Genomic DNA, 23,588 nt, shown 5'->3' on the forward strand with positions numbered 1-23,588 from the left:
CCTCGTCGCTCTGCCCCGGCGGCATCCGGACGTCGGTGACGACGAGGTCCGGCTCGTGTTCCTCGACCGCCGCGCGCAACGCCCCGGCGTCGCCGACAGCGGCCACCACCCGGTGCCCGAACCGGGCCAGCAGGCCGACCATCCCCTCCCGGAGCAGGACGCCGTCCTCCGCGATCACGATCCTCAGGTCCATCGGGCCGGTTCCCCTCCGTCGGCCGGGGTGCAGGGGATCTCCACCCGCACCAGCGTCGGTCCGCCGGGCGGACTGCTCACCGTCAGTGTGCCGTCCACGACCGCGACCCGGTCGGCCAGCCCCGTCAGTCCGGTGCCGCGCCCGGGGTCGGCGCCGCCGCAGCCGTCGTCGGCCACCTCGATGGTCAACCGCCCGTCCGCGTACCGGCCCTCGACGCTCGCCGTGCCCGCGCCGCTGTGCTTGGCGACGTTGGCGAGGGCCTCGGTGACGGCGAACCAGCCGGCCGACTCGACCGGCGCGGGGAACCGGCCGGGCAGCGCGAAGCGGGTGCTGACCGGCACCGGCGAGCGGTCGGCGGCGTCCGCGCAGGCTTCCGGCAGACCCCGGTCGGTGAGCACCCGGGGGTGGATGCCGTTGATCAGCTCCCGCAGTTCGGCGAGCACCTCACCGGCCTCCCGGTGCGCCTCGGTGAGCCGGGCGGCCAGCGGGCCGTCCGCCGGGGCGTCCAGACGGGCGAGGCCGAGCGTCATCCGCAGGGCCACCAGGCGCTGCTGGGCGCCGTCGTGCAGGTCCCGTTCGATCCGGCGCCGCTCCGCCTCGAAGGCGTCCACCAGCCGGGCGCGGGAGCGGACGAGTTCACCGATCCGCCGCTCCTCCCGGCCGGGCCCGAGCAGCCGCCGGACCAGTCCCGCCCGGGCGGCCGCCACCAGCGCCAGCGGGCGGCCGAGGAGCGGCAGCAGGGCGAGACCGGCCAGCCCGCACAGGCCCGCCGTCCCGAGCGAGTGGACCTCCCAGAGCTTCAGCACCTTCACCTGCTCGCCGTCGAGCAGCAGCAGCGGCGCGGCGGCCAGCAGGCAGCCGGGGACGGCGAGGGCGCCGCCGACCACCGCCAGGTCGACCGGCCAGAGCACGAAGGCGGAGAGCAGGGTGAAGCCCAGCTCGCGCCAGGTCGCCCGCTCCCGGTAGCGCAGCCGCAGCCAGGCCGCCAGGCCCGGGCGGTCGGGGACGCGGTGCGGGTCCGGCACCCGGCGGCCGTCCAGGAACCGGACGAGCCGGCGCTCCCAGGCCGCGACCGGCAGGCCGACCAGGGCGAGTGCCGCCAGCAGCGGCAGGCCGACCAGCAGCGCCGCCAGCACGCCGCCGACCGCCGCCGAGACCAGCAGCCCGGCGCAGAGCAGCAGTCCGGTCAGTCCGGTCGCCAGCAGGTACCCGGCTGCCCGCCACGGCGCCACCGCCCGCCACCGCGCCCACTCGCGCCACCACTCCGCCGACCGAGGGAACCCCGGTCGCAGCACCGGTTCCCACCACCCGCCGCCCATCGAACCCCTCCCCGCCCCGGCCGTCGCACCCACCCTAGGGTTCCGGCCCGGCGGCCGTCGGTAGGGCCAGGGCCACCTTCCGCACGGAGGTCGACGGGGCCGACTTCCCGCGCGCTCCCTGCGGGGGTAGGGCTGGCCCCACCTCGCGGAGTGGCCTTGGCCCTGCTGACCCGCCCCACCCCGCGGCGGTTCGCTGGACGCCATGAGAATGCTGCGGATCGCACTCAAGTCCCTGCGGGCCCGCCGGGTGTCACTGCTCGGTGCCTTCCTCGCGCTCGCCCTCGGCGTCGCGACGACCGCCGCCATGCTGCTCGGCCTCGCCGCCGCGACGGACCCCACCCGCGCGACCGGCTCCGCCGGCGGGGCCGACCTGACCGCGGCGGTCGCGGCGCTGGGCACCGCCGCCGGGGTGAGCGCGTTCGTCTCGGCGTTCGTCGTCGCCTCCACCTACTCCTTCGCGGTCGCCCAGCGCCGCCGCGAACTCGGTCTGCTCCGCCTCGCCGGCGCCACCCGCGCGCAGGTCCGCCGCACCGTGCTCGCCGAGGCGCTGCTGCTCGGCGCCGCCGCCTCCGCCACCGGCTGTCTGCTCGGCCGGCTCGCCGCTCCCGCGCTGCTCCGGTGGCTGTCCGGGGCCGGCCTGGTCCCGCCCGGCCTCGCCGTCGTCCCCGCCTGGTGGCCGCTGCCCACCGCGTTCGGCACCGGGCTGCTGGTCGCCCTCGCCGGCGTCTTCGCGGCCGCCCGCCGGGCCGGCCGGACCGGACCGCTGGACGCCCTGCGCGCGGCCGACCTCGACACCGGCGTCCTGACCGCCGGACGGCTCCTCATCGGCCTCGGCCTGCTGCTCACCGCCGCCGCCCTGGCCGTCGCCGCGCTCGTCACCGACCCCGCCGACCTGCTGCACCGCAAGACCTGGACCACCCGGCCGATGTGGCTGATCGCCTCGGCCGGCCTGCTCTCCCCGCTGCTCGCCCCACCGCTGGTCCGGGTGCTCGGCCGCACCCTTCCCGCCCGTCTCACCGGGTACGCCGGCCGGCTGGTGCGCGCCAACGCCGTCGCCGCGCTCCGCCGGACGGGTGCGGTGGCCGCCCCCGTGCTGGTCGCGGTGGCCCTGACCGGTTCGCTGGCGGGAGCGCTGGACACGGTGGGCGCCGCCCGGACCGCCGAGGAACACGCCCGCACCGGCGCCGACCTGGTCGTCGTCCCGGCCGCCGGTCCGGTCGGCCCGCTGCTCGCGGCGCTGCGCGCCGTCCCCGGCGTGGCCGCGCTCTCCGCCACCGGCCCGACCGCCCTCTCGGTCGTCGAACCGGACGGCGTGGCCGTCCGCTCCGAGGCCCGGGCGGTCACCGATCCGGCCGGGCTGGCGGCGCTGTCCCGGCTGCCCCTGCTGGCCGGCTCGACGGCCGCACTCGACGACGGCTCCCTCGTCCTGCCCGCCGAATGGGGGCACACCACGGTCGGCGAGCCGGTCCCGGTGGTCCGCGCCGACGGCAGCCGGACGACCCTGCGGGTGGCCGCCGTGCTGCGCGACGGGCTCGCCGACAACGGCCTGTACGTGACCGCCGCCAACGCCCCGGGCGCCCGCCCCGACCGTGTCGACCTGCGCCTCTCGCCCGGCCCCGCGACGGCGGCGGCCGATGTCCGCGCCGCCGTCCGAGCGGCTGTCCGGCCGTACGACGCCACCGTGTCCACCCGCGAGGAGTGGCTCGCCGCGGCCGCCCCCGACCGCCGGACCACCAGGCTGCGGCTCCTGTTCCTCCTCGTCCCGGTCGTCGGCTACACCGGCATCGCGCTCGCCAACACCCTGCTGATGGCCACCGCCGACCGCCGCCGCGAGCTCGCCCTGCTCCGGCTGGCCGGCGCGACCCGGGCCCAGGTGGTGCGGCTGGTGACCGCCGAGGCGGTGCTGGTGGCAGCGGTCGGCGCCGTCCTCGGCGGCGTGCTCACCGCCGTCCAACTCGGCTCCCTGCGGGCCGCGCTCGCCGTGCTCCGGGTGCCCGCCCCGTTCGTCGCCCCGTGGCAGCCGGTCGGCGCGGTGGCGGTCGGCGCGCTGCTGCTCGCCGCCGTCTGCGCCGCCCCGGCCGCGGCGTGGGCGCTGCGACGCGGGCCGGTCGACGCCGCCGCCCGCTGAGCCGGACGCCGCCTCGGGGCCGCCGTCTCGGGCCACCGTCCCGGGCCGCTCGCGCAGCCTCAGGCCGCCGCCAGCCCCTCGGGCAGTTCCCGGCCGCGCAGTTCCCGCAGCTCCCGGATCAACGCCCGCACCGCCGCCGTGCCCGCGAGCTCCGGCGTCGTCACGTACCCGACGTACCGGCTCGGCGGGGTCGGGCCGAGGTCGGTGACGGCCAGCCCGGGCGGAGCGCCGAGCAGGGCGGTCCGGGGCATGATCGCCATCCCCAGGCCCTGGGAGACCAGGGAGACGGCCACCGTGTCGTCCTCGACGTCGATGGTCGAGGGCGGGATCCAGTCCTGCCGGCCCCACCAGTCCCGGGTGTAGGAGCCGCAGTTCTCGTCCCAGTCGACCAGCGGGAGCCCGCGCGGCGCCGGGTGCCCGGCCGGGTGCGCGAGCGCGTAGGTCTCCTCGAACAGCCGGGCCGCGACCAGACCGGGGACGGGCGGCGGCGCGGCGGGGTCGAGGGTCGCCAGACCGAGGTCGGCCCGGCCGTCCGCGACCTCCCCGGCGGTGCCCCGGCCGATCTCGCGGACGATCCGCACCCGCGGCGTCAGCCCCGGGTGGCGGGCGGTCAGCCGGGCCAGGACCGGCGGCAGCAGATGGGCGGCGACGCTGCGGAACGCGGCGATCCGCAGCGTCCCGGTGACCTCCCCGGCCCGGTCGCCCGCACCGGTCGCCCGCACCTCCGGGCCCATCACCGCCAGCAGCCGCAGGATCCGTCGGGCGTACGCGACCGCCCGCTCCCCGGCCTCGGTCGGGCGCGCGCCGTGGCGCCCGCGCTCGAAGAGCACCGCGCCGAGCTTCCGTTCGCAGGCGCGCACGGCGTGCGAGACGGCGGACTGGCTGCTGTCCAGGCGCGCGGCGGCGGCCGTGAAGCCCTGTTCCTCGGCCACGGCGACCAGGACGCGCAGTTCGTGCGGGGCGAGATCGGTCATACCGGCGACGCTACCGGATCCATCGATTCCGTTCATGGAACCGGCCCATCCATCGACGGCGGCCCCTGCCCGGCCGCCCGCCGGCTCCCTACGGTGATCATCACCGCCCGTTCGCACCGCCCCGTTCGCACCCCTGGAGCCCCCGTGTCCCGCCCCACCGCCCGCGTCGTCCACCTCGTCTCCCGCCCGGCCGGCGAGCCCACCGCCGACAACTTCGCCTTCCTCGACGAGACCGTCCCGCCGCTCGCCACCGGCGAGGCCCTGGTCGAGAACATCCACCAGTCCGTCGACCCGTACATGCGCGAGGAGATGGAGGAGACCGGCGGCTGGCGGCTGCACGCCCCGCTGGAGGGCCGCACCCTGGGCCGGGTCGTCGAGTCCCGGACGCCCGCGCTGCCGGTCGGCACCCTCGTCCACCACCGCCGGGCCTGGCGCACCCTCTCCGTGGTCACCCCGGACGAGGCCACCGTCCTGCCCGACTTCGCTGGCGTCCCGCTCAGCGCCCACCTGGGCATCCTCGGCGGCACCGGGCTGTCCGCCTGGGTCGGCCTGACCCGGATCGCCCGACTGCGGCCCGAGGAGACGCTCTTCGTCTCGGCGGCCGCGGGCGGCGTCGGCACCGCCGCCGGCCGGATCGCCCGGTTGCTCGGCGCCGGCCGGATCGTCGGCAGCGCGGGCTCCGCCGCCAAGGTCCGCCACCTCACCGAGCACCTCGGCTTCGACGCCGCCTTCGACTACCACGAGGCGCCGATCGCCGACCGGCTGCGCGAAGCCGCCCCGGACGGCCTGCACGTCTACCTCGACAACGTCGGCGGCGACCACCTGGAGGCCGCCATCGACGCCCTGCGCGACGGCGGCCGGATCGCCTGGTGCGGGGCGGTCGCCCAGTACAACAGCCTCCAGGCGCCGCCCCCCGCGCCGCGCAACCTCTTCGACGTGGTCGGCAAGAGCCTGCGGCTGGAGGGCTTCCTGGTCCGGAACCACCTCGACGCCCGTCCCGAGCTGTACGACTTCCTCGTCCCGCACCTGCGCTCCGGCGCCGTCCGCTCGGACGAGACGGTCGTCCGGGGCTTCGAGCACGTCGTCGACGCCTTCCTCGGCATGCTCAAGGGCGCCAACACCGGCAAGATGATCGTCCAGCTCGCCGACGAGCCGCGCTAAAGCGCATCCCGGCCGGGCACCGAGAGTTCCAGCGCCGCCAGCCGCGCCGGGTCCGCGACCACCTCGAACCCGGCCACCCGGCCGTCCGCGACCTCGAACCGCAGCAGCAGCCGCAGCCGTCCGCCCGGCGCGATCGCCGCGCAGAGCTCGCCGTCCACCAGCACCGGCACCGCGAACCGCGCCCGCCGCCCGATCACCCGCGTCTCCCGGGCCACCGCCTCGGCGCCGCGCAGCAGCACCGGCCGCCCGGCGGGCAGGGCAGCCGGGTCGGCCCGGCGCACCACGTCCGGAGCGAGCACGGCGAGCAGCGCGTCCAGGTCGCCCCCGCGCGCGGCGGCCAGGAACGCCTCCACCACCTCCCGCCGCGCCGACCCCGACGCCTCCCCCGGGCCCGACACCTCCCCCGCACCCCGGACCCGCTGCCGGGCCCGGCTCGCCAGCTTCTTCGCGGCCGCCGTGTTCCGCCCGACGATCGGCCCGATCTGCTCGAACGGCACCGCGAAGCCGTCGTGCAGCACGAAGGCGACCCGCTCCGCCGGGCCCAGCCGGTCCAGCACCACCAGCATCGCCCGGCCCACCTCCTCGACCAGCTCCGCCTCCGCCTCCGGGCCGTCCACCACCTCCTCGACCACCACCGCCTCCGTCCGCCTCCCCCGCAGCACGTCCAGGCAGATCCGCGACACCACCGTGGTCAGCCACCCCGGCAGGTTCTCCAGCTGCGCCGCGTCCACCCGTTCCAGCCGCAGCCAGGCCTCCTGCACGGCGTCCTCGGCCTCCGCCGTCGACCCGAGCATGCGCCGCGCCACCGCCCCCAGCCGCCCCCGCTCGGCCTCGAACCGCACCGCCAGCTCCTCGCGCCCGTCCATCGGTCACCTTTCCGTCCGCGCCCTCGTCACGGGATTGACGATGCCCACTCCCCGAAGGTGACCAGGAGCCCTCCCATGCCCGCCTTGCTCCACCTCGACTCCAGCGCCAGCCCGCTCGACCGGTCCGTCAGCCGCCGTCTGACCGCCCGCTTCGCCCGCACCTGGCAGGCCCGCCACCCGGACGCCGACTACCGCCACCGCGACCTCGCCACCGACCCGGTACCGTTCGTCGGCCCCGGCTACGCCTCCCTCGGCATCCGCGTCGAACGCCAGGCCGTCCCCGTCCGGCTGCCCGACGTCCACACCCTCGCGACCACCCCCGACGAACAGCACGAGTGGTCCCTCACCCACCCCCTGATCACCGAGCTGCACGCCGCCGACACCCTGCTGCTGGGCGTCCCGATGTACAACTTCACCGTCCCCGCCGCCCTCAAGGCCTGGATCGACCGGATCACCTTCCCCGGCGCCCACACCGGCCGCCTCACCGCCACCCGCGTCGTCGTGGTCACCGCCCGCGGCGGCGGCTACGGCCCCGGCACCCCGCGCGAACCCTTCGACTTCCAGACCCCGTACCTGCGCGCCTGGTTCACCGAACACCTCGGCATCCCGGACGCCCACCTCCGCTTCGTCCACGCCGAACTCACCCGCGCCACCGACATCCCCGCCCTCACCCCCTACCGCGACCTCGCCACCACCTCCCTCGGCACCGCCCGCACCACCCTGACCGCCCTCGCCGGCGCCTGAACCCGCGCCTGAACCCTGCGTGTGAACCCGCGCCTCAACCACGAAAGGGCCGGCGGGAACTCCCGCCGGCCCTTTCCGTTCCGTCCGCTACCGCCCGCCCCACGGCTCGTCCGTCGGCACGATCTCCCGCCCCAGCGGCGTCAGCGACACCGGGATGAGCTTGAGATTCGCCCACCCGAACGGGATGCCGATGATCGAGAGGAACAGCGGAATGCTGGTGATCAGATGCATCAGCGCCAGCCACCACCCCGCGCACACCAGCCAGATCACATTCCCGACGCACGAGGGCGCCCCGGCGTCCGGCCGCTCCACGGCCTTCCGCCCGAACGGCCAGATCACGAACCCGGCCAGCCGGAACGACGCGATGCCGAAGGGAATGGTGATGATCAGGATGCAGCAGATGACGCCGGCGATCACGTACCCGATCGCCATCCAGATGCCGCAGAAGATCAGCCAGATCACGTTGAGAACGAAGTCGATCACCTTCATGTCCGGCACCCTCTCACGCGCGACGACTGCCCCCTACGACCCCGATGCCCGCTGAGCTGCGTGTCTACGCGCCCGGGGACCGCACCTCAGGGACAACTCAGGGTGCGGGACGGTCAGCGCTTCCGCGCACGGTGGTCCCGGAGGAGGGCGGTGAGGCGGGCCGGGTCGGCACCGCCGTTGAGCTCGGCGAGGAGTGCGTCGGGGCAGAGCTCGTAGTGGTCGCCCCACCAGCGGCCGGCTTTGTTGTCCCATATCCGGTAGCCCCCGGGGACGCCCCGGGCCACGTAGCGACGTTTGGCCATGGGCCGGACGGTAGACCGGGGGCCGGCCCGGGCGCCACCGGGTTCAGAGCGGGGTGACGGCCTTGAGGATGAGGAGGAGGGCGACGGCGGCGTTGAGGGCGGAGAGGGCGGAGGCGGCGGTGCCGAGGGCGGCGACCAGGGCGGCGAGGCCGGCGGGGGTGCGGGCGGGGGGCCAGTTGCGGGCGGTGGGGACGGGGCCGAGGAGGGCGGCGACCCGGCGGGGGACGGGGCCGGGGGCCGCGAAGGCGGGGAACACCGTGTAGGCGGCGGGGGCCGTGCGCGAGGCGAGGGCGGCCCGGGCGACGGCGCGGGCGGTGACCGGCCTGCGCGGACTCCTCGTCGGCCCAGCGCTCCGCGCTGTAGGCGACGGCCCGCTGGAGCGGCCGCAGGAACGGGTTGACGCAGCCGGCCAGCTGGGTGGCCAACAGGTGGCGGTGGTGCCGGTGGGTGAGGTGGGCGCGTTCGTGCGCGAGCAGCGCGGCGCGCTCGTCCTCGGCCAGGCCGTCGAGCATGCCGGTGGAGACGACCACCCGCCCGGGCGAGCGCGGCGAGCCGGGCAGCGCGTAGGCGTACGGGGCCGGGTCGGGGAGCAGGGCGACGTCGGAGGCGGCGGGCAGGGCGCGGCCGAGGGCGCGCCGGGCGCGGGCGCGGATCCGCAGGTGCCGGACCAGGGTGCGGCCCACCGCGAGCAGGACGACGGCGAGCACGAGCAGCGCCGCCGTGCCGACCGTCTCGTGGTAGGGCAGGGCGTCCCTGACCTCGGGGTCGGACCAGCTGTCGGGCAGCGGGTTGCCGGGGAGCTGCGCGGTGCCGACGACGCCGATCAGGCCGAGGCTGACCGCGCTGCACAGCGCCATCACGATGCTGAACCCGGTGAGCAGCCGGGCGGCGCCGCGCGGGTGGAGGTGCTGCTCGGTGAGACGGGCGATGGGCAGCGCCGTCAGCGGCAGCACGAGCGGGAGGAAGACGAAGAAACCCACGGTGAGGAGGTCAGCCTTCGCGGTCGGGGGCCGGGGCGATGGCGCTGTCGAGCAGGGTGCGCAGCAGTTCCTCGTCGTGCGGGAGCAGGGCGGTGACGAAGCTGGCGAGCACGGCGTCCCGGTCGGGTTCGCCGTCCAGGACGCGGCGCATCCGCAGGGCGGCGAGGCCGGCGGCGTCCGAGGAGGCCTGCCAGAGGTAGGAGCGGCCGGAGCGGGTCCGGCTGACGGCGCCCTTGGCGTGCAGCCGGGAGAGGATCGTCATCACAGTGGTGTAGGCGAGGTCGCCGTCGAGGCGTTCCTGGACCCAGCCGGCGGTGGCGGGGCCGGGCGCGTGCTGGAGCACCGCCAGTACCTGGGCCTCCAGTTCGCCCTGACCGCGCCGCCGGGCCCGCGGGTCGCCGGCCACCGGGGCGTTGGTGTCCTCTGCGGTGTCCGCGGTGTCCTCTGCCATGCCGGTCATCCTAACGAGAGGGCGTGGAGCCCGGAATCAGCGCTGTGGTTCGCGGACGTTCTGCTGCCGGTCGAGTGCGGCGATCTCCGGGTGGTGCAGGTCGAAGGCCGGGGATTCGGAGCGGATCCGGGGCAGGGTGGTGAAGTTGTGCCGGGGCGGCGGGCAGGAGGTGGCCCATTCCAGCGAGCGGCCGTAGCCCCACGGGTCGTCGGCGGTGACCCGCTGCCCGTACCGGGCGGTGTGCCAGACGTTGTACAGGAACGGCAGGGTGGAGATGCCGAGCAGGAAGGAGCCGATGCTGGAGACGGTGTTGAGGGTGGTGAAGCCGTCGCTGGCGAGGTAGTCGGCGTAGCGGCGGGGCATGCCCTCCGCGCCGAGCCAGTGCTGCACCAGGAAGGTGGTGTGGAAGCCGATGAACAGCGTCCAGAAGTGGATCCGCCCGAGCCGCTCGTCGAGCATCCGGCCGGTGAACTTGGGCCACCAGAAGTGGAAGCCGGCGAACATCGCGAAGACCACCGTCCCGAACACCACGTAGTGGAAGTGCGCGACGACGAAGTACGAGTCGGAGACGTGGAAGTCGATCGGCGGCGCGGCCAGCAGCACTCCGGTGAGGCCGCCGAAGAGGAAGGTGACCAGGAAGCCGACCGTCCACAGCATCGGGGCCTCGAAGCTGAGCGAGCCCCGCCACATGGTCCCGATCCAATTGAAGAACTTCACCCCGGTGGGCACCGCGATCAGCATCGTCATGACCGCGAAGAACGGCAGCAGCACCTGTCCGGTGACGAACATGTGGTGCGCCCAGACGGTGATCGACAGGCCGGTGATGGCGATGGTCGCGGCGATCAGGCCGCTGTAGCCGAAGACCGGTTTGCGGCTGAACACCGGGATGATCTCGGTGACGATGCCGAAGAACGGCAGCGCGATGACGTAGACCTCCGGGTGTCCGAAGAACCAGAACAGGTGCTGCCAGAGCAGCGCCCCGCCGTTGGCCGCGTCGAAGGCGTGGGAGCCGAACCGCCGGTCGGACTCCAGGCAGAGCAACGCGGCCGCCAGGACCGGGAAGGCGAAGAGCACCAGGACGGCGGTGAGCAGGATGTTCCAGACGAAGATCGGCATCCGGAACATCGTCATCCCGGGTGCGCGGAAGCAGATGATCGTGGTGACGAAGTTGACCGAGCCGAGGATGGTGCCGAAGCCGGAGAAGGCCAGGCCCATGATCCACAGGTCGGCGCCGATGCCGGGGCTGTACTCGGCGCTGTTGAGCGGCGCGTAGGCGAACCAGCCGAAGTCGGCCGCGCCGTCCGGGGTGAGGAAGCCGAAGACGGCGATCAGCGAGCCGAACAGGTAGAGCCAGTAGGCGAGCGCGTTCAGCCGGGGGAAGGCGACGTCGGGGGCGCCGAGCTGCAGCGGCATGATCCAGTTGGCGAACCCGGCGAACAGCGGGGTCGCGAACATCAGCAGCATGATCGTGCCGTGCATGGTGAAGAGCTGGTTGAACTGCTCGTTGGAGAGCAGTTGCAGCCCGGGGCGGGCCAGCTCGATCCGCATCAGCATCGCCATCAGCCCGCCGAGCAGGAAGAACGCGAAGGAGGTGGTGAGGTAGAGGGTGCCGATCCGTTTGTGGTCGGTGGTGGTCAGCCAGCCGACCAGGGCCCGGCCGCGCCGGCGGCGGGCGGCGGCGCGGTGCCGTTCCAGCCGTGGGGCGCGCGAACGGCGTGGGGGCTGCTCCACGGGTTCCTTCGGCAGAAGAGTCACGTGCCGCGCCTTCCAGGTCCGGGGCAGGGGTCGGACCAGCAGTACCGGTCGGACCGCCGGGGCGGCCGGGGGCGCGCGGGGCGGGTCACCCGAACAGGTGCGGTCCGGTTGCCGGGCGGCGGCTACGGGCGGACGGTCGAACCCCGGACATCCGTTCGAGTGAGTTCCGGTCGGCGAGCCCTGGACCGGGGCGCTCCGGCCCGGAGCCCGAGGACCCGGATTCGAGGAGGTCCCATGAGCAGCACCACGCCGCCGACCCCGCCGACACCCCCGCCGTCGGGCGCGACGCCACCCCCCGGACAGGGAGCCCGACCGGCCGGCCCGGCCACGCCGCCGCCAAGGCACGGCGCCAGCGGCTGGGTGACCGGCGGGGTGCTCTTCGCCGGTGTGCTGATGATGATGAACGGCGTGCTCGACGTGACCCGGGGCATCATGGCGATCGCCGAGGACGACGTCTTCGTCACCACCCGCAACTACGTGTTCCAGTTCAGCCTCACCGGCTGGGGCTGGATCCATCTGATCATCGGCGCGCTGATCGCGGTGACCGGCTTCTTCGTGGTCAGAGGCGCCGTCTGGGCGCAGTACGTCGGTATCGGCCTGGTGGTGCTGGGCGGGATCGAGAGCTTCCTCTCGCTGCCCTACTACCCCATCTGGTCGGTGGTCGTGCTCGCCCTGGACGTGTTCATCATCTGGGCGCTGTGCACCAACGCCCAGGACCGCGCCTGACGCGGACCCGCCGTCCGACCGAGGACCGGCCGTCGTCGGCACGCCCCCCGGGCGCGCCGGCGACGGCCGGTCGCCGTCCACGGGCACGCGCCGGGACGGGCCCCACCCCGGACGGGCCGCAGGTCAGACCCGCGCCCGCTGGGTGAGCGCGATGCAGAGCAGCACCACCACCGCCGTCACCGGCGCGGCCGCCGGCAGCACCTCGCCGAGCAGCAGCACCGACCAGATCAGCGTCAGCAGCGGCTGCGCCAGCTGGAGCTGACTCGCCCTCGGCACGCCGATCGCCGCCATCCCCCGGTACCAGACCACGAACCCGCCGAACTGCGACACCACCGCCGTGTACGCCAGCCCGGCCAGCGCCTTCCCGCCGAACTCCACCGGCTCGGCGGGCAGCGCCAGCGCCGTGGTCAGCGCGGTGACCGGCAGCGCCGCGACCACCGCCCAGCCGATCACCTGCCAGCCGGGCAGCTCCCGGGAGATCCGCCCGCCCTCCGCGTACCCGGCCGCGCAGATCAGCAGCGCCGCGAACAGGTACAGGTCGGCGAGACCCGGCCGCCCGTGGCTCTGCAGCAGGGTGAAACCGAGCACGGCCACCGCCCCGGCCAGTGCCGCGCCCCAGAACAGCCGGGACGGCCGGGCACCGGAGCGGCCGGCCCGCAGCGCGGCGATGGCCGCGGTGGCCAGCGGCAGCACACCGATGACGACCGCCGAGTGGGCGGTCGAGGAGGTGCGCAGGGCCAGCGTGGTGAGCAGCGGGAAGCCGAGGACGCAGCCCGCCGAGACCACCAGCAGGCCGGGCCAGTGCCGGCGCTCGGGCAGCGGGACGCGGGCCGCCGCCAGGCAGAGCGCGGCGAGCACCCCGGCGAGCAGGCCGCGCAGGCCGGTCGCGGTCCAGGGGCCGAAGCCGGTCAGCGCCCAGGCGGTGGCGGGGAAGCTGAAGGAGAAGCAGAGGACACCCAGGGCGGCCTGCGCGGTACCGGCGGAGCCACCGGGACCGGGTGCGGCCTTCGGCGCCGCGGCCACTGCGGTCGCCCCTGCGGTCGCCGGGGCCGTCGTCTGCGCCGTAGCGGGCCGGTCCGCTATCGCCGAACGGAGGGTAGCGCTATCTTGTGCTCTCATGAATGAGCGTAGCAGTGTGACCGAACTCGCCGACAGTCTGCGACGGGAAGTCGAGCGCTACCCGGAAGGACGGAAGCTGCCGTCGAGCCGGGCCCTGATGGAACGCCACCAGGTCAGCCCCGGTACGGTCTCCCGCGCCATCGCCGTCCTCTCCGCCGAGGGGCTCGTGATCTCCCGCCCGGGCGCCGGGGTGTTCCGCGCGGCCGCCTTCACGACCGGCCCCGCGACCGGCGCCCGCAGGGCCCCGGCCGGTACCGCCCGCCCCGGCGACCTCTCCTGGCAGGAGATCGCCCTCAGCAGCGACACCGGACCGCGCGACCTGCTGGCCGCCCCGCTGTTCGCCACCCTGCGCGTGCCGCCGCCCGACGTCATCGACCTCAACAGCGGCTACCCGCACGCCTCACTGCTGCCCGAACGGCTGCTCGCCGCCGCGCTGGCCCGGGCCGGACGCCGCCCCGGCGCCTGGGAGCGCCCGCCCACCGACGGCCTCACCGAGCTGCGCGGCTGGTTCGCCCGCGACATCGGCGGCCACGACGGGCCGATCGCCACCGGGGACGTCCTGCTCACCTCCGGCGGGCAGAGCGGCCTCACCGTGGCGATGCGCTCCCTCGCCGCGCCCGGCTCACCGGTCCTGGTGGAGTCTCCGACCTACCCGGGGATCCTGGCGGTCGTCCGGGCGGCGGGGCTGCGGCCCGTCCCGGTGCCGGTCGACGCCGACGGCGTCCGCACCGACCTGCTGGCGGACGCCTTCGAGGCCACCAGGGCGCGGGTCTTCGTCTGCCAGCCGCTGTTCCAGAACCCGACCGGCGCGGTGCTCTCCCCCGAACGCCGGGCCGAGGTACTCCGGATCGCCCGGGCGGCCGGGGCCTTCGTCGTCGAGGACGACTTCTCCCGGCTGCTGGTCCACGCGGACGCCCCCGCCCTGCCCCGGCCGCTCGCCGCCGACGACCGCGACGGGGTGGTGGTGCACCTGCGTTCGCTCACCAAGGCCGCCTCGCCCAATCTGCGGGTCGGCGCCCTCACCGCGCGCGGCCCGGCCCTCGCCCGGCTGCGGGCCACCCAGGTGGTGGACAGCTTCTTCGTGCCCCGGCCGCTCCAGGAGGCGACGCTGGAACTCGTCGCCGACCCGGGCTGGGCCCGTCACCTGCGCGCACTCGGCACCGAGCTGCGCAACCGCCGCACCGCCGCCGTCGCCGCCCTGCACCGCGAGCTGCCGGGCGTGCTCGGCAGCTACCGCCCCGGCGGCTACCACCTGTGGCTGCGGCTCCCCGAGGGCGTCGACGACGGTGTGCTCACCGCCGCCGCCATGCGGGCCGGCGTCCAGGTGACCCCCGGCCGCCCGTACCACGCCGCCGAACCGCCGGCCGCCCATCTGCGGCTCAGCTACGCCGCCGCCGAGACCTCCGCCCAGGTGGTGGAGGGCGTCCACCGGCTCCGGGCGGTACTGGACGAGGTCACGACGGGCTGACGGCGGCCGCGGACCCTCCCGGCGCCGCTACCGGTGCCGCTACCGGTGGCCGGCCATCCGCTCCAGCCGGGCGATCCGCTCGGCCATCGGCGGATGGGTCGAGAACAGCTTCGTACCGGCCTCGCCCGGCCGGAACGGGCTGGCGATCATCATGTGGCTGGCAGTCTGGATCTGCGGCTCCGGCGGCAGCGGCAGCTGCCGGGTGCCCGCGTCCAGCTTGCGCAGCGCGCTCGCCAGGGCCAGCGGGTCGCCGGTGATCCGGGCCCCGTCGGCGTCGGCCTGGTACTCCCGGGAGCGGCTGACCGCCAGCTGGATCAGCGAGGCGGCGACCGGGCCGAGGATCATGATCGCGAGCAGCCCGAACAGGCCCGGGCCGTCGTCGTCGTCACCCCGGCCGAACGGGATCAGCCAGGCGAAGTTCACCAGGAACATCACCACCGAGGCGAGCGCGCCGGCCACCGAGGAGATCAGGATGTCCCGGTTGTAGACGTGGCTCAGCTCGTGGCCGAGGACACCGCGCAGCTCGCGCTCGTCGAGCAGCTGCAGGATGCCGTCGGTGCAGCAGACCGCCGCGTTGCGCGGGTTGCGGCCGGTGGCGAAGGCGTTCGGCGCCGGGGTCGGCGAGATGTAGAGCCGGGGCATCGGCTGGCGCGCCGAGGTGGAGAGCTCCCGGACGATCCGGTACAGCCGCGGCGCCTCGATCTCGCTCACCGGGCGGGCCCGCATGGCGCGCAGGGCGAGCTTGTCGCTGTTCCAGTAGGCGTAGGCGTTGGTGCCGAGGGCGACCAGCAGGGCGATCACGAAGCCCGTACGGCCGAAGAAGGAGCCGATCACCAGGATCAGCGCCGAGAGGCCCCCGAGCAGGGCGGCGGTCCTCAGTCCGTTGTGCCGGCGATGCACGGGTGGCCCTCCAATGGTGCGTGGGGAAGCCCTTTCTGCCTCGTCCCTCCTGCCCGGTCAACGGGTGGGGGCCGGGGCCTTGTTCCCTTGTGACCGGCGTGACACCCGACCGGGGGACGGGACCCCGCACCGGCGCACCCGCCGGGCGGGGTTCAGAACAGCGAACCGCCGACCACCTGGAGCACCAGCTGCGGGGCCACCGAGAGCACCACCGCGACGGAGGCGGTGAGGCCCAGGGTGGCGGTCAGCGACACCGGCAGGCGCCGCTCGGGGGCCGTTCCGGCGGCCGCGGCCGCGCGGTCCCCCGCCCCGGCATTGACCTCTGCGGCGACCTCCGGCTCCGGGGCCGGGGCGAACAGCACGGTGGTCCAGCGCAGGTAGTAGTACAGCGCGACGACCACATTGACGGCCATCACCACGGCCAGCCAGCCCAGCCCGGCGTCGACGGCGGCGCGGAACACCACGACCTTGCCGAACAGGCCGATCACGCCCGGCGGCAGCCCGGCCAGGCAGAGCAGGAAGAACGCCAGCGCCAGCGCCGTCCAGCGGCGCCGGGCGAACAGCCCGCGGAAGTCGTCCACCCCGGCCTCGGAACGGCGGCCGACCGCCGCCACCACACCGAAGGCGCCCAGGTTGACCACACCGTAGATCAGCGCGTACGCGGCGGTGGCGCCCAGCGGGTCGGTCGTGGTGGGCGCGTAGCCGGCCGCGGCCAGCGGCACCAGCAGGTAGCCGGCCTGGCCCACCGAGGACCAGGCGAGCAGCCGGACCGCGCTGTAGCGGGTGTCGAAGCGCTGGCGCAGCGCGCCCGCGTTGCCGACCGTCATGGTGACGGCGGCCAGCACCGCGAGCACCAGGCCCCAGGTGTGCGCGTACGGGCGGAAGGCGATGGTGGTGACCAGCGCCAGTCCGGCCAGCCCGGCCGCCTTGCCGACCACCGAGAGGTAGCCGGCCACCGGCAGCGGGGCGCCGGTGTAGGTGTCCGGCACCCAGAAGTGGAACGGCACGGCGGCGACCTTGAAGGCGAAGCCGGCCAGCGTGAGCACGGCTCCCGCCTCGGCCAGCGGCTTCAGCTGCGCGGGGGCGTGCTCCAGCCCGGTGGCGACGGCGCCCAGGTGCAGGCTGCCGCTCGCCGCGTAGACGAAGCCGATGCCGAGCAGCATCACGGCGGTCGCGGTGACGGAGGACAGGAAGAACTTGAGCGCCGCCTCGGCGCCCCGGCCGTCCCGGCGCAGCGCGACCAGGGCGAAGGCGGGCAGCGAGGCCACCTCCAGGGCGATCACCAGGGTGGCGAGGTCGCGGGAGGCGGGCAGCAGCGCGGCGCCGGTGGCGCTGGAGAGCAGCAGGAACCAGTACTCGCCGCCGGGCAGCTCCTCGCGCTCCACCGTGTGGGCGGACAGCAGGGCGGCGATCAGCGCGCCGCCGAGTGCGAGCAGCTGGAAGACCAGGGCGAAGTGGTCGGCGACGTAGGAGCAGCCTGCGTTGTCAGTGGCTCCTGTTACGTTCTGCGCACAGAAGGTGGCTCGGGGTGACCCACCGGTGAGCGGGAGGAGCGAGACGATGGCCAGGGCGAGTGCGGCGGCGGTGAGCCGGCCCAGCCAGCGCTTGTGCTGCGCGGGCAGGAAGAGGTCGGTGACCAGCACGGCGAGGGCGCCCAGCGCGGCGATCAGCGGGGGCGCGATCGCCACCCAGTCCACGGACTGGATCAGGCTGCCCGGGTTGGCGACGGCGAGGGAGGTCACAGTGGTCTGCCCCGTGGAGTGAGATCCGAGTGCGGTGCCGAGCATGGTCAGCCACCCCCGAGCAGGTGCTTGACCGCGGGGTCGGAGAGGCCGAGCAGGAGCGCGGGCCAGAGGCCGGCGAGCAGGGTGAGGGCGGCCAGCGGCGTCCAGCTGACGGCCTCGTAGGGGCGGATGTCGGCGAGTTCGGCCACCGGCGCGGGCTGCTTCGGGTCGCCCATGCAGACGCGCCTGACCACGATCAGCAGATAGGCGGCGGTGAGGAGGGTACCGAGACCGGCCAGGACCATGTAGGTGACGAACGCGGGGCGCGAGAGGCCCTCGGCCGGGTCGAACGCGCCGAACATCGTGAGCAGCTCGCCCCAGAAGCCGGCCAGGCCCGGCAGGCCGAGGCTGGCGACGGCGGCGAAGGCGAGCAGCGCGCCGAGCCGGGGCGCCCGCCCGTAGAGGGCGCCGCCGGTGGCGCCGGCCAGGGTGTCGAGGTCCGCCGTGCCGTAGCGGTCCTTGAGCGCCCCGACCACGAAGAACAGCAGGCCGGTGATCAGACCGTGCGCGATGTTGGCGAACAGCGCGCCGTTGACCCCCACCGGGGTGAGGGAGGCGATGCCCAGCAGGACGAAGCCCATGTGGCCGACGGAGGAGTAGGCGATCAGGCGCTTGAGGTCGCCCTTGGCCCCGGTCCGGGAAAGGGCGAGGCAGGCCAGCGAGCCGTAGACGATGCCGACGGCGGCGAACGCGCCCAGGTAGGGGGCGAGCGTCGTGGTGCCGTCCGGGACGACCGGGAGGAGGACGCGGACCAGGCCGTAGGTGCCCATCTTCAGCAGCACGCCGGCGAGCAGGACGGAGCCCACCGTCGGGGCGGCCGTGTGCGCGTCCGGGAGCCAGCTGTGCAGCGGCCAGGCGGGGGCCTTGACCGCGAGCCCGATCATGATCGCCAGCGCGGCGATCACCTGGGTGGAGTGGCTCAGGCCGGAGCCGTGGGCGGCGGCGAGGGCCTGCATGTCGAAGGTGCCCGCCTTGAGGCCGACCAGCAGGAAGCCGAGCAGCATCACGGCCGAACCGAGCAGCGTGTACAGGATGAACCGGTTCGCGGCCGGCACCTTCGCGCCGCTCCCCCAGCGGGCGATCAGGAAGTACATCGGGATCAGCACGATCTCGAAGGCCAGGAAGAAGAGCACCAGGTCCAGCACCGCGAAGGTGGCCAGCATGCCCACTTCGAGGAGGAGGAACAGCCCGACGAAGGACCGGGCCGAGGGCACGCCCGCCCCGGACGGCAGCCGCCGCTCCGAGTACAGCGCGCAGAGGAAGGTGAGCAGCGAGGTCAGCACCAGCAGCGGCAGCGAGACGCCGTCCACACCGAGGTGGAGGCGCACCCCGATGGCCGGGATCCAGGCCACATCGGTGGTGGCCTGCATCCGGGCCGGCTCGTCGTGGTCGAAGCCGGCCGCCAGGGCGACGGTGAGCAGCAGGACGGCGCCGGTCAGCACCGTGCCGAAGCGCAGCGCGCGCCGGTCGGCGGCGGCCGGGTCCGGGCCGAACACCGGGGCCAGGGTGAGCGCGGCACCGAGCAGCGGCAGCACCAGGAGGGCGATGAGGACCGCGTTCATCGGGCGCTCCTAGTGACAACCACGGGCGAGGACGGGAGGTACGGCATCGGCTACACCGCCACCAGGACGGCCAGCAGGACGACGCCGGCGAGCAGCGCGCTGAGGTAGGTCTGCGCGTTGCCGGTCTGCGCCAGCCGGACGACCCGGCCGAGCAGATCGGCCCCGGCGCCGCTGCCGCGCACGTACGTCTCCACGACCTCGCGGTCGAGGAAGCGGACGAGCCGGGCGGCGGCCTCGACCGGGCGGACGAACAGCGCGCTGTAGAGCCGGTCGACGCCGAAGCCGTGCCGGGCCGGGCCGAACAGCGGGCCCAGCAGGGCGCGCCCGGGATCGGCGACGATCACCTCGGCGGCCGGGGCTCCGGCCTGCTCGGGCACCCGGCCGGGCTCCGCCGGGGCGGGCAGGCCCTCGGTGACCCGGGCGGTGGCCGAGCGCCAGGCGCCGTAGGCCAGCAGCACACCGACCACGGCCAGGCCGGTGCCAGTGACGGCGGTGACCGCGGAGGGCTTCAGCGAGCCGCCGTCCAGCAGCGCGGGCAGCCAGTCCGAGCGCAGGCCGGCGATGCCGAAGCCCATGGTCGGGACGGCCAGCACCCACAGCGGCCAGCGCATCGCGGGCGGTTCGGCGACGGCCGGGTCGGCCTCGTCCGGCTCGGGCGAGTACGGCGCGTCGGGCTCGTGGTCGGCGACCGCCGGGGCTCCGGCCGTGGCGGGGGCCGCCGCGCCCGCCGGGCTGTGGAAGGTCACCAGGAAGAGCCTGGCCGCGTACGCCGCCGTGAGCAGCGCGGTGAGCCCGGCCGAGATCAGCACGATCCAGCCGGCCGCCTGCGGCACCGCCGAGGCCGGGCCGAGGCCGTTGGTCAGTGCCTCGCCGTTGGCGGCGTGCTCGGCGGCGGTCAGCACCGCCTCCTTGCTGAAGAAGCCGGAGAACGGCGGCAGGCCGATCAGGGCGATCAGCGCGATGGCCATCGTCCAGTAGGCGTCCGGGACGCGCTTGCGCAGCCCGGGGATCCTGGACATCGCGGAGATCGAGTTGGTGTGCGCGGCGTGGATCACCACACCGGCGGCGAGGAACAGCAGCGCCTTGAACGCGCCGTGGCTGACCAGGTGGAAGACCGAGGCCTCGCGGTCGCCGCTGGCCAGCGCGCCGGCCATGTAGCCGAGCTGGCCGACGGTCGAGTAGGCGAGCACCCGCTTGAGGTCGTCCTGGGCCAGCGCGCAGAGCGCCGAGCCGATCATCGTCACGGCGGCCATCACCGCCAGGACCACCAGGGCCGCCCCGGACAGCAGGAAGACCGGCAGCAGCCTGGCCACCAGGTAGATGCCGGCGGCGACCATGGTGGCGGCGTGGATCAGGGCGGAGACCGGCGTCGGACCGGCCATCGCGTCCGGGAGCCAGGTGTGCAGCGGGAACTGCGCGCTCTTGCCCGCCACCCCGGCCAGCAGGAGCAGCGCGATCAGCGTCGGGTGGCCGAGCCGCCCGTCGCCGGCGGCCTGCAGCACGTCCTCGATCCGGAAGCTGCCGGCGTCGGCGCCGAGCAGGAAGATGCCGAACAGGAACGGCACATCGCCCAGCTTGGTGACCAGGAAGGCCTTCAGCGAGGCGGAGCGGGCGTCCTCGGTCTCCCAGTGGTGGCCGATCAGGAAGTACGAGCAGATGCCCATGACCTCCCAGCCGACCAGCAGCACGATCAGGTCGCCGGAGTACACGACCAGGAACATCGCCGCGGTGAACAGCGAGACCAGCGCCGCGTACGAGGGGTAGCGCGGATCGTCCTTGAGGTAGGCGGTCGAGTAGACCTGGACGCAGGTGGCGACCAGGCCGACCAGCACCGAGATCAGCGAGCTGTAGCCGTCCAGGTGGATCGAGAGCGAGATCTCCGGGCCGCCGGTCGGGGTGAGCCGGGTGGCGGCGTCCATCACCTGGCCGGTGCCGAGCTGGATCGCGACCACCAGGGCGAGCACGGCCGAGACCGCGACCGGCACGATCGCCAGCGGCCGGGCCAGGCCCGGGGAGCGGCGGCCGACGGCCAGGGTGGCGGCCGCGCCGAGCGCGGGCAGGGCGGGGACGAGGACGGGAAGGGCGAGGTTCATGCGGCGGCCCGGCCCTTCAGCGCCTCGGTCCCGACCGGTGCCTCGTCGACGACGGCGGTGGATTCGGCCGGGTCGCCGAGCTCGGTGACCCGGTCGATGTCCGCCGTGCCCCGGGCCCGGAAGAGCAGCAGCACGATGGCGAGCCCGAGCCCGATCTCGGCGGCGGCGATCGTGATGGTGAACAGGGTCAGCGCCTGGCCGGCGTGCAGCGAGTCACGCAGCCAGGCGTCGAAGGCGACCAGGTTGAGGTTGACGGCGTTGAGCATCAGCTCGACGGACATCAGCACCAGGATCACATTGCGCCGGGCGAGGACGCCGTAGACGCCGACGCTGAACAGCAGCGCGGCGAGGACGACGGGGTAGGCGAGGTGCATCAGCTCTCCTCCGCCGGAGCGGTCTCGGGGGCCTCGGCCGGGGGCGCGGCGGCCGCCCGCTGGGCGACCGTCCCGTTGGAGCCCACCGGACGGCCGGCCCGGATCCGCCCGGACCGGGGCGCCGGGACCCGCCGGCCCGCGCCGCGCGACAGCACGATGGCGCCGACCAGCGCGGCCAGCAGCAGCACCGAGAGCGCCTCGAAGGGCAGCACCCAGGTGCGGAACAGGCTGGCGCCGGTCACCGCGGCCGAGCCGCCGCCCGCGCCGAGGTCGATCCAGGACGTCCGGAAGGCGTCCACGACCAGCGTCACCAGGGTCCCGGCCGAGGCCAGCGCGACCACCAGGGCGACCCAGCGGTTGTTCGAGTCGGCGTCCGGCGAGCGCCCGATCGGCGCCTTGGTGAGCATCAGTCCGAACAGCACCAGCACGACCACCGAGCCGAGGTAGATCAGCACCTGCACCCAGGCGATGAACTCGGCGGTGAGCAGCAGGAACTCCACCGCCAGCCCGCCGAGCGCGGCGACCAGCCACAGCGCGGCGTGCACCAGCTGCTTGGTGGTCACGGCGACCACGGCCGAGCCGAGCACGGCGATGCCGACCAGCAGGAAGACGATCTCCACCCCGGTCGGGGAGAGGAAGGAGCGCGCGGCCGGGTCCAGCGGCCCGGTCGCGGCGAGCAGGGCGGCAGCGCTCACTGCGCGTCACCCCCCTGTTCGAGAGCCGCGGCGGCAGCCGCCGCGAGCTTGTCGGCGGCCTTCCGCGCGGCGGCGATCTCCTTGGGCTCCTCGGCCGCCGGGTCCAGCGCCGGCGGCACCGGCACCGTCCACATCCACTCCCGGAGCCGGTCCCGCTCATGGGTCAGTTCCAGGATGTCGGTCTCCGCGTACTCGAACTCGGGCGACCAGAACAGCGCGTCGAACGGGCACACCTCGATGCAGATCCCGCAGTACATGCAGAGCGAGAAGTCGATGGCGAACCGGTCCAGCACATTGCGGGTGCGGGCGCGCGCGTTCGGGTCGGCGGCCGGCAGCGTCTCCTTGTGGGAGTCGATGTAGATGCACCAGTCCGGGCACTCACGGGCGCAGAGCATGCAGACCGTGCAGTTCTCCTCCAGCAGCGCGATCACCCCGCGCGAACGGGGCGGGAGCGCGGGCTGCGTGTCGGGGTACTGCGCGGTGACGGTCTTCCTCGTCATCGTCCGCAGCGTGACGGCCAGGCCCTTGGCCAGGCCCGCACCGGGGAAACTCATGAGATCGCCACCTTGATGATGCCGGTGAGGGCCAGCTGGACGAGGGCGAGCGGGATCAGCACCGTCCACGCGAAGCGCATCAGCTGGTCCTCGCGCAGCCGGGGGTAGGTGACCCGCAGCCAGATCACCACGAAGGCCAGCGCGAAGGTCTTCAGCAGGGTCCACAGCCAGCCGAGCTGGTCCGGCAGCGGGCCGTGCCAGCCGCCGAGGAACAGCACCGCGGTCAGCGCGGAGACCACCAGGATGCCCACGTACTCGGAGAGCAGGAACAGCGCGAAGCGCAGACCGGTGTACTCGGTGTACGCGCCGAAGATGATCTCCGAATCGGCGACCGGCATGTCGAACGGCGGTCGCTGCAGCTCGGCCAGACCGGCCGTGAAGAACACGAAGGCGCCGATGATCTGCCACGGGATCCAGTACCACTCCCAGGCGTCCACGATCCCGGGCAGCGAGAGCGTCCCGGCGGCCATCGCCACCGAGGCCGCGGCGAGCACCATCGGCAGCTCGTAGGACATCAGCTGCGCGGCCGTGCGCAGACCGCCGAGCAGCGAGAACTTGTTGGCCGAGGCCCAGCCGGCCATCAGCTTGCCGATCACGCCGACACCCATGACGGCCAGCACGAAGAACAGGCCGGCGTCGATCGCCTGCCCGACGAAGCCGTCCGGGCCGACCGGGATCGCCAGCAGCACGAAGAGGTACGGCAGCAGCGAGACGGCGGGGGCCAGCTGGAAGATCCGGCGGTCGGCCCCGGCCGGGACGATGTCCTCCTTCTGCGCGAACTTCACCCCGTCCGCGATCAGCTGCGCCCAGCCGTGGAAGCCGCCGGCGTACATCGGGCCGAGCCGGCCCTGCATGTGCGCCATCACCTTGTGCTCGGTCTGGCCGATGACCAGGGGGAGGGTGAGGAAGACGACCAGCGTGGCGACGCAGCGCAGCACCGTGTCGAACAGG

Annotated in this window: 22 protein-coding genes and 1 pseudogene; 5 read left to right on the forward strand and 18 right to left on the reverse strand. The window is 74.6% G+C overall.

All coding sequences use genetic code 11. The features are described 5' to 3' along the window. Together VR45_RS01685 and VR45_RS01690 are read right to left on the reverse strand one after the other, a co-directional pair. The coding region (locus VR45_RS01685; RefSeq protein WP_045937857.1) for a response regulator at positions 1 to 193 on the reverse strand (193 nt) is incomplete at its 3' end. Then, positions 184 to 1,398, reverse strand: coding sequence for a sensor domain-containing protein (locus VR45_RS01690; protein ID WP_234325796.1), 1,215 nt, complete (start codon positions 1,396 to 1,398; stop codon positions 184 to 186). The genes VR45_RS01685 and VR45_RS01690, both read right to left, overlap by 10 nt. 322 nt (positions 1,399 to 1,720) lie before the next feature. On the opposite strand from VR45_RS01690, the gene VR45_RS01695 reads away from it, so the two are divergent. Continuing rightward, positions 1,721 to 3,640, forward strand: coding sequence for an FtsX-like permease family protein (locus VR45_RS01695; RefSeq protein ID WP_052708774.1), 1,920 nt, complete (start codon positions 1,721 to 1,723; stop codon positions 3,638 to 3,640). Between the two features lie 59 nt (positions 3,641 to 3,699). Here the strand turns inward: VR45_RS01695 and VR45_RS01700 are convergent, their stop codons facing one another. After that, positions 3,700 to 4,614: a LysR family transcriptional regulator gene (locus VR45_RS01700; protein ID WP_045937859.1), complete on the reverse strand. Its 915-nt coding sequence runs from the start codon at positions 4,612 to 4,614 to the stop codon at positions 3,700 to 3,702. 144 nt (positions 4,615 to 4,758) lie between these two features. Here VR45_RS01700 and VR45_RS01705 point away from each other — a divergent pair, with 144 nt between their 5' ends. Then, complete coding sequence (locus VR45_RS01705) at positions 4,759 to 5,775, forward strand: NADP-dependent oxidoreductase (protein ID WP_045937860.1); 1,017 nt, start codon at positions 4,759 to 4,761, stop codon at positions 5,773 to 5,775. Here the strand turns inward: VR45_RS01705 and VR45_RS01710 are convergent. Then, positions 5,772 to 6,641, reverse strand: coding sequence for a sigma-70 family RNA polymerase sigma factor (locus VR45_RS01710; protein ID WP_045937861.1), 870 nt, complete (start codon positions 6,639 to 6,641; stop codon positions 5,772 to 5,774). The two genes, VR45_RS01705 and VR45_RS01710, sit on opposite strands and share 4 nt — an antisense overlap. A gap of 75 nt (positions 6,642 to 6,716) precedes the next feature. On the opposite strand from VR45_RS01710, the gene VR45_RS01715 reads away from it, so the two are divergent. Then, entirely contained in the window at positions 6,717 to 7,385 is a 669-nt protein-coding gene (locus VR45_RS01715) for an NAD(P)H-dependent oxidoreductase (RefSeq protein WP_045937862.1), read from the forward strand. An 87-nt stretch (positions 7,386 to 7,472) separates the two neighbouring features. Here VR45_RS01715 and VR45_RS01720 read toward each other — a convergent pair whose 3' ends face one another. The 5 genes and pseudogenes from VR45_RS01720 to ctaD all read right to left on the reverse strand — a co-directional run bounded on the left by VR45_RS01720 (position 7,473) and on the right by ctaD (position 11,302). Beyond that, positions 7,473 to 7,874, reverse strand: a complete 402-nt coding sequence (locus VR45_RS01720; RefSeq protein ID WP_045937863.1) for a YccF domain-containing protein — start codon at positions 7,872 to 7,874, stop codon at positions 7,473 to 7,475. A 113-nt stretch (positions 7,875 to 7,987) separates the two neighbouring features. After that, the gene (locus VR45_RS01725; protein WP_045937864.1) at positions 7,988 to 8,176 is read right to left on the reverse strand and encodes a hypothetical protein; all 189 of its coding nucleotides are present in this window, start codon (positions 8,174 to 8,176) and stop codon (positions 7,988 to 7,990) included. Between the two features lie 43 nt (positions 8,177 to 8,219). Then, a pseudogene (locus tag VR45_RS01730) lies at positions 8,220 to 9,156 on the reverse strand (M48 family metalloprotease). 10 nt (positions 9,157 to 9,166) lie between these two features. Continuing rightward, on the reverse strand, positions 9,167 to 9,607 hold the full coding sequence (locus VR45_RS01735) for a BlaI/MecI/CopY family transcriptional regulator (protein ID WP_078896144.1): 441 nt from the start codon (positions 9,605 to 9,607) through the stop codon (positions 9,167 to 9,169). A 36-nt stretch (positions 9,608 to 9,643) separates the two neighbouring features. Further along, entirely contained in the window at positions 9,644 to 11,302 is a 1,659-nt protein-coding gene (ctaD, locus tag VR45_RS01740) for a cytochrome c oxidase subunit I (protein WP_234325797.1), read from the reverse strand. 294 nt (positions 11,303 to 11,596) lie between these two features. Between ctaD and VR45_RS01745 the strand changes: the two genes are divergently transcribed. Then, on the forward strand, positions 11,597 to 12,088 hold the full coding sequence (locus VR45_RS01745) for a hypothetical protein (RefSeq protein WP_078896145.1): 492 nt from the start codon (positions 11,597 to 11,599) through the stop codon (positions 12,086 to 12,088). Positions 12,089 to 12,211: 123 nt separating this feature from the next. Here the strand turns inward: VR45_RS01745 and VR45_RS01750 are convergent, their stop codons facing one another. After that, positions 12,212 to 13,207 (reverse strand): DMT family transporter, encoded by a 996-nt coding sequence (locus tag VR45_RS01750; RefSeq protein WP_078896146.1) that lies wholly within the window; start codon positions 13,205 to 13,207, stop codon positions 12,212 to 12,214. On the opposite strand from VR45_RS01750, the gene VR45_RS01755 reads away from it, so the two are divergent. Continuing rightward, positions 13,206 to 14,675 carry a PLP-dependent aminotransferase family protein gene (locus VR45_RS01755; RefSeq protein ID WP_045937867.1) on the forward strand — a complete coding sequence of 490 codons (1,470 nt, stop codon included), beginning with the start codon at positions 13,206 to 13,208 and terminating at the stop codon, positions 14,673 to 14,675. The two genes, VR45_RS01750 and VR45_RS01755, sit on opposite strands and share 2 nt — an antisense overlap. Before the next feature lie 39 nt (positions 14,676 to 14,714). Here VR45_RS01755 and htpX read toward each other — a convergent pair whose 3' ends face one another. The 8 genes from htpX to nuoH all read right to left on the reverse strand — a co-directional run bounded on the left by htpX (position 14,715) and on the right by nuoH (position 23,587). Then, positions 14,715 to 15,575: a zinc metalloprotease HtpX gene (gene htpX, locus VR45_RS01760; RefSeq protein WP_045937868.1), complete on the reverse strand. Its 861-nt coding sequence runs from the start codon at positions 15,573 to 15,575 to the stop codon at positions 14,715 to 14,717. Between the two features lie 152 nt (positions 15,576 to 15,727). Next, a complete protein-coding gene (locus tag VR45_RS01765; protein ID WP_078896147.1) occupies positions 15,728 to 17,362 on the reverse strand; it encodes an NADH-quinone oxidoreductase subunit N in 1,635 nt (544 codons plus the stop codon). Positions 17,363 to 17,364: 2 nt separating this feature from the next. Continuing rightward, the gene (locus tag VR45_RS01770) at positions 17,365 to 18,921 is read right to left on the reverse strand and encodes an NADH-quinone oxidoreductase subunit M (RefSeq protein ID WP_045937870.1); all 1,557 of its coding nucleotides are present in this window, start codon (positions 18,919 to 18,921) and stop codon (positions 17,365 to 17,367) included. 50 nt (positions 18,922 to 18,971) lie between these two features. Then, on the reverse strand, positions 18,972 to 21,014 hold the full coding sequence (locus tag VR45_RS01775) for an NADH-quinone oxidoreductase subunit L (protein ID WP_045937871.1): 2,043 nt from the start codon (positions 21,012 to 21,014) through the stop codon (positions 18,972 to 18,974). Then, positions 21,011 to 21,388, reverse strand: coding sequence for an NADH-quinone oxidoreductase subunit NuoK (gene nuoK, locus VR45_RS01780; protein ID WP_045937872.1), 378 nt, complete (start codon positions 21,386 to 21,388; stop codon positions 21,011 to 21,013). Before nuoK ends, VR45_RS01775 begins: the two co-directional genes overlap by 4 nt. Continuing rightward, positions 21,388 to 22,083, reverse strand: coding sequence for an NADH-quinone oxidoreductase subunit J (locus VR45_RS01785; protein ID WP_045937873.1), 696 nt, complete (start codon positions 22,081 to 22,083; stop codon positions 21,388 to 21,390). The genes nuoK and VR45_RS01785 overlap by 1 nt, the downstream gene beginning before the upstream one ends. Further along, complete coding sequence (locus VR45_RS01790; protein WP_045937874.1) at positions 22,080 to 22,637, reverse strand: NADH-quinone oxidoreductase subunit I; 558 nt, start codon at positions 22,635 to 22,637, stop codon at positions 22,080 to 22,082. The genes VR45_RS01785 and VR45_RS01790 overlap by 4 nt, the downstream gene beginning before the upstream one ends. Next, a complete protein-coding gene (gene nuoH, locus VR45_RS01795) occupies positions 22,634 to 23,587 on the reverse strand; it encodes an NADH-quinone oxidoreductase subunit NuoH (protein WP_045937902.1) in 954 nt (317 codons plus the stop codon). The genes VR45_RS01790 and nuoH overlap by 4 nt, the downstream gene beginning before the upstream one ends. Between the last annotated feature and the right edge of the window lies 1 nt (position 23,588).

The sequence above is a fragment of the Streptomyces sp. NRRL S-495 genome, assembly GCF_000966955.1.
In the GTDB taxonomy this organism is placed as follows: domain Bacteria; phylum Actinomycetota; class Actinomycetes; order Streptomycetales; family Streptomycetaceae; genus Kitasatospora; species Kitasatospora purpeofusca.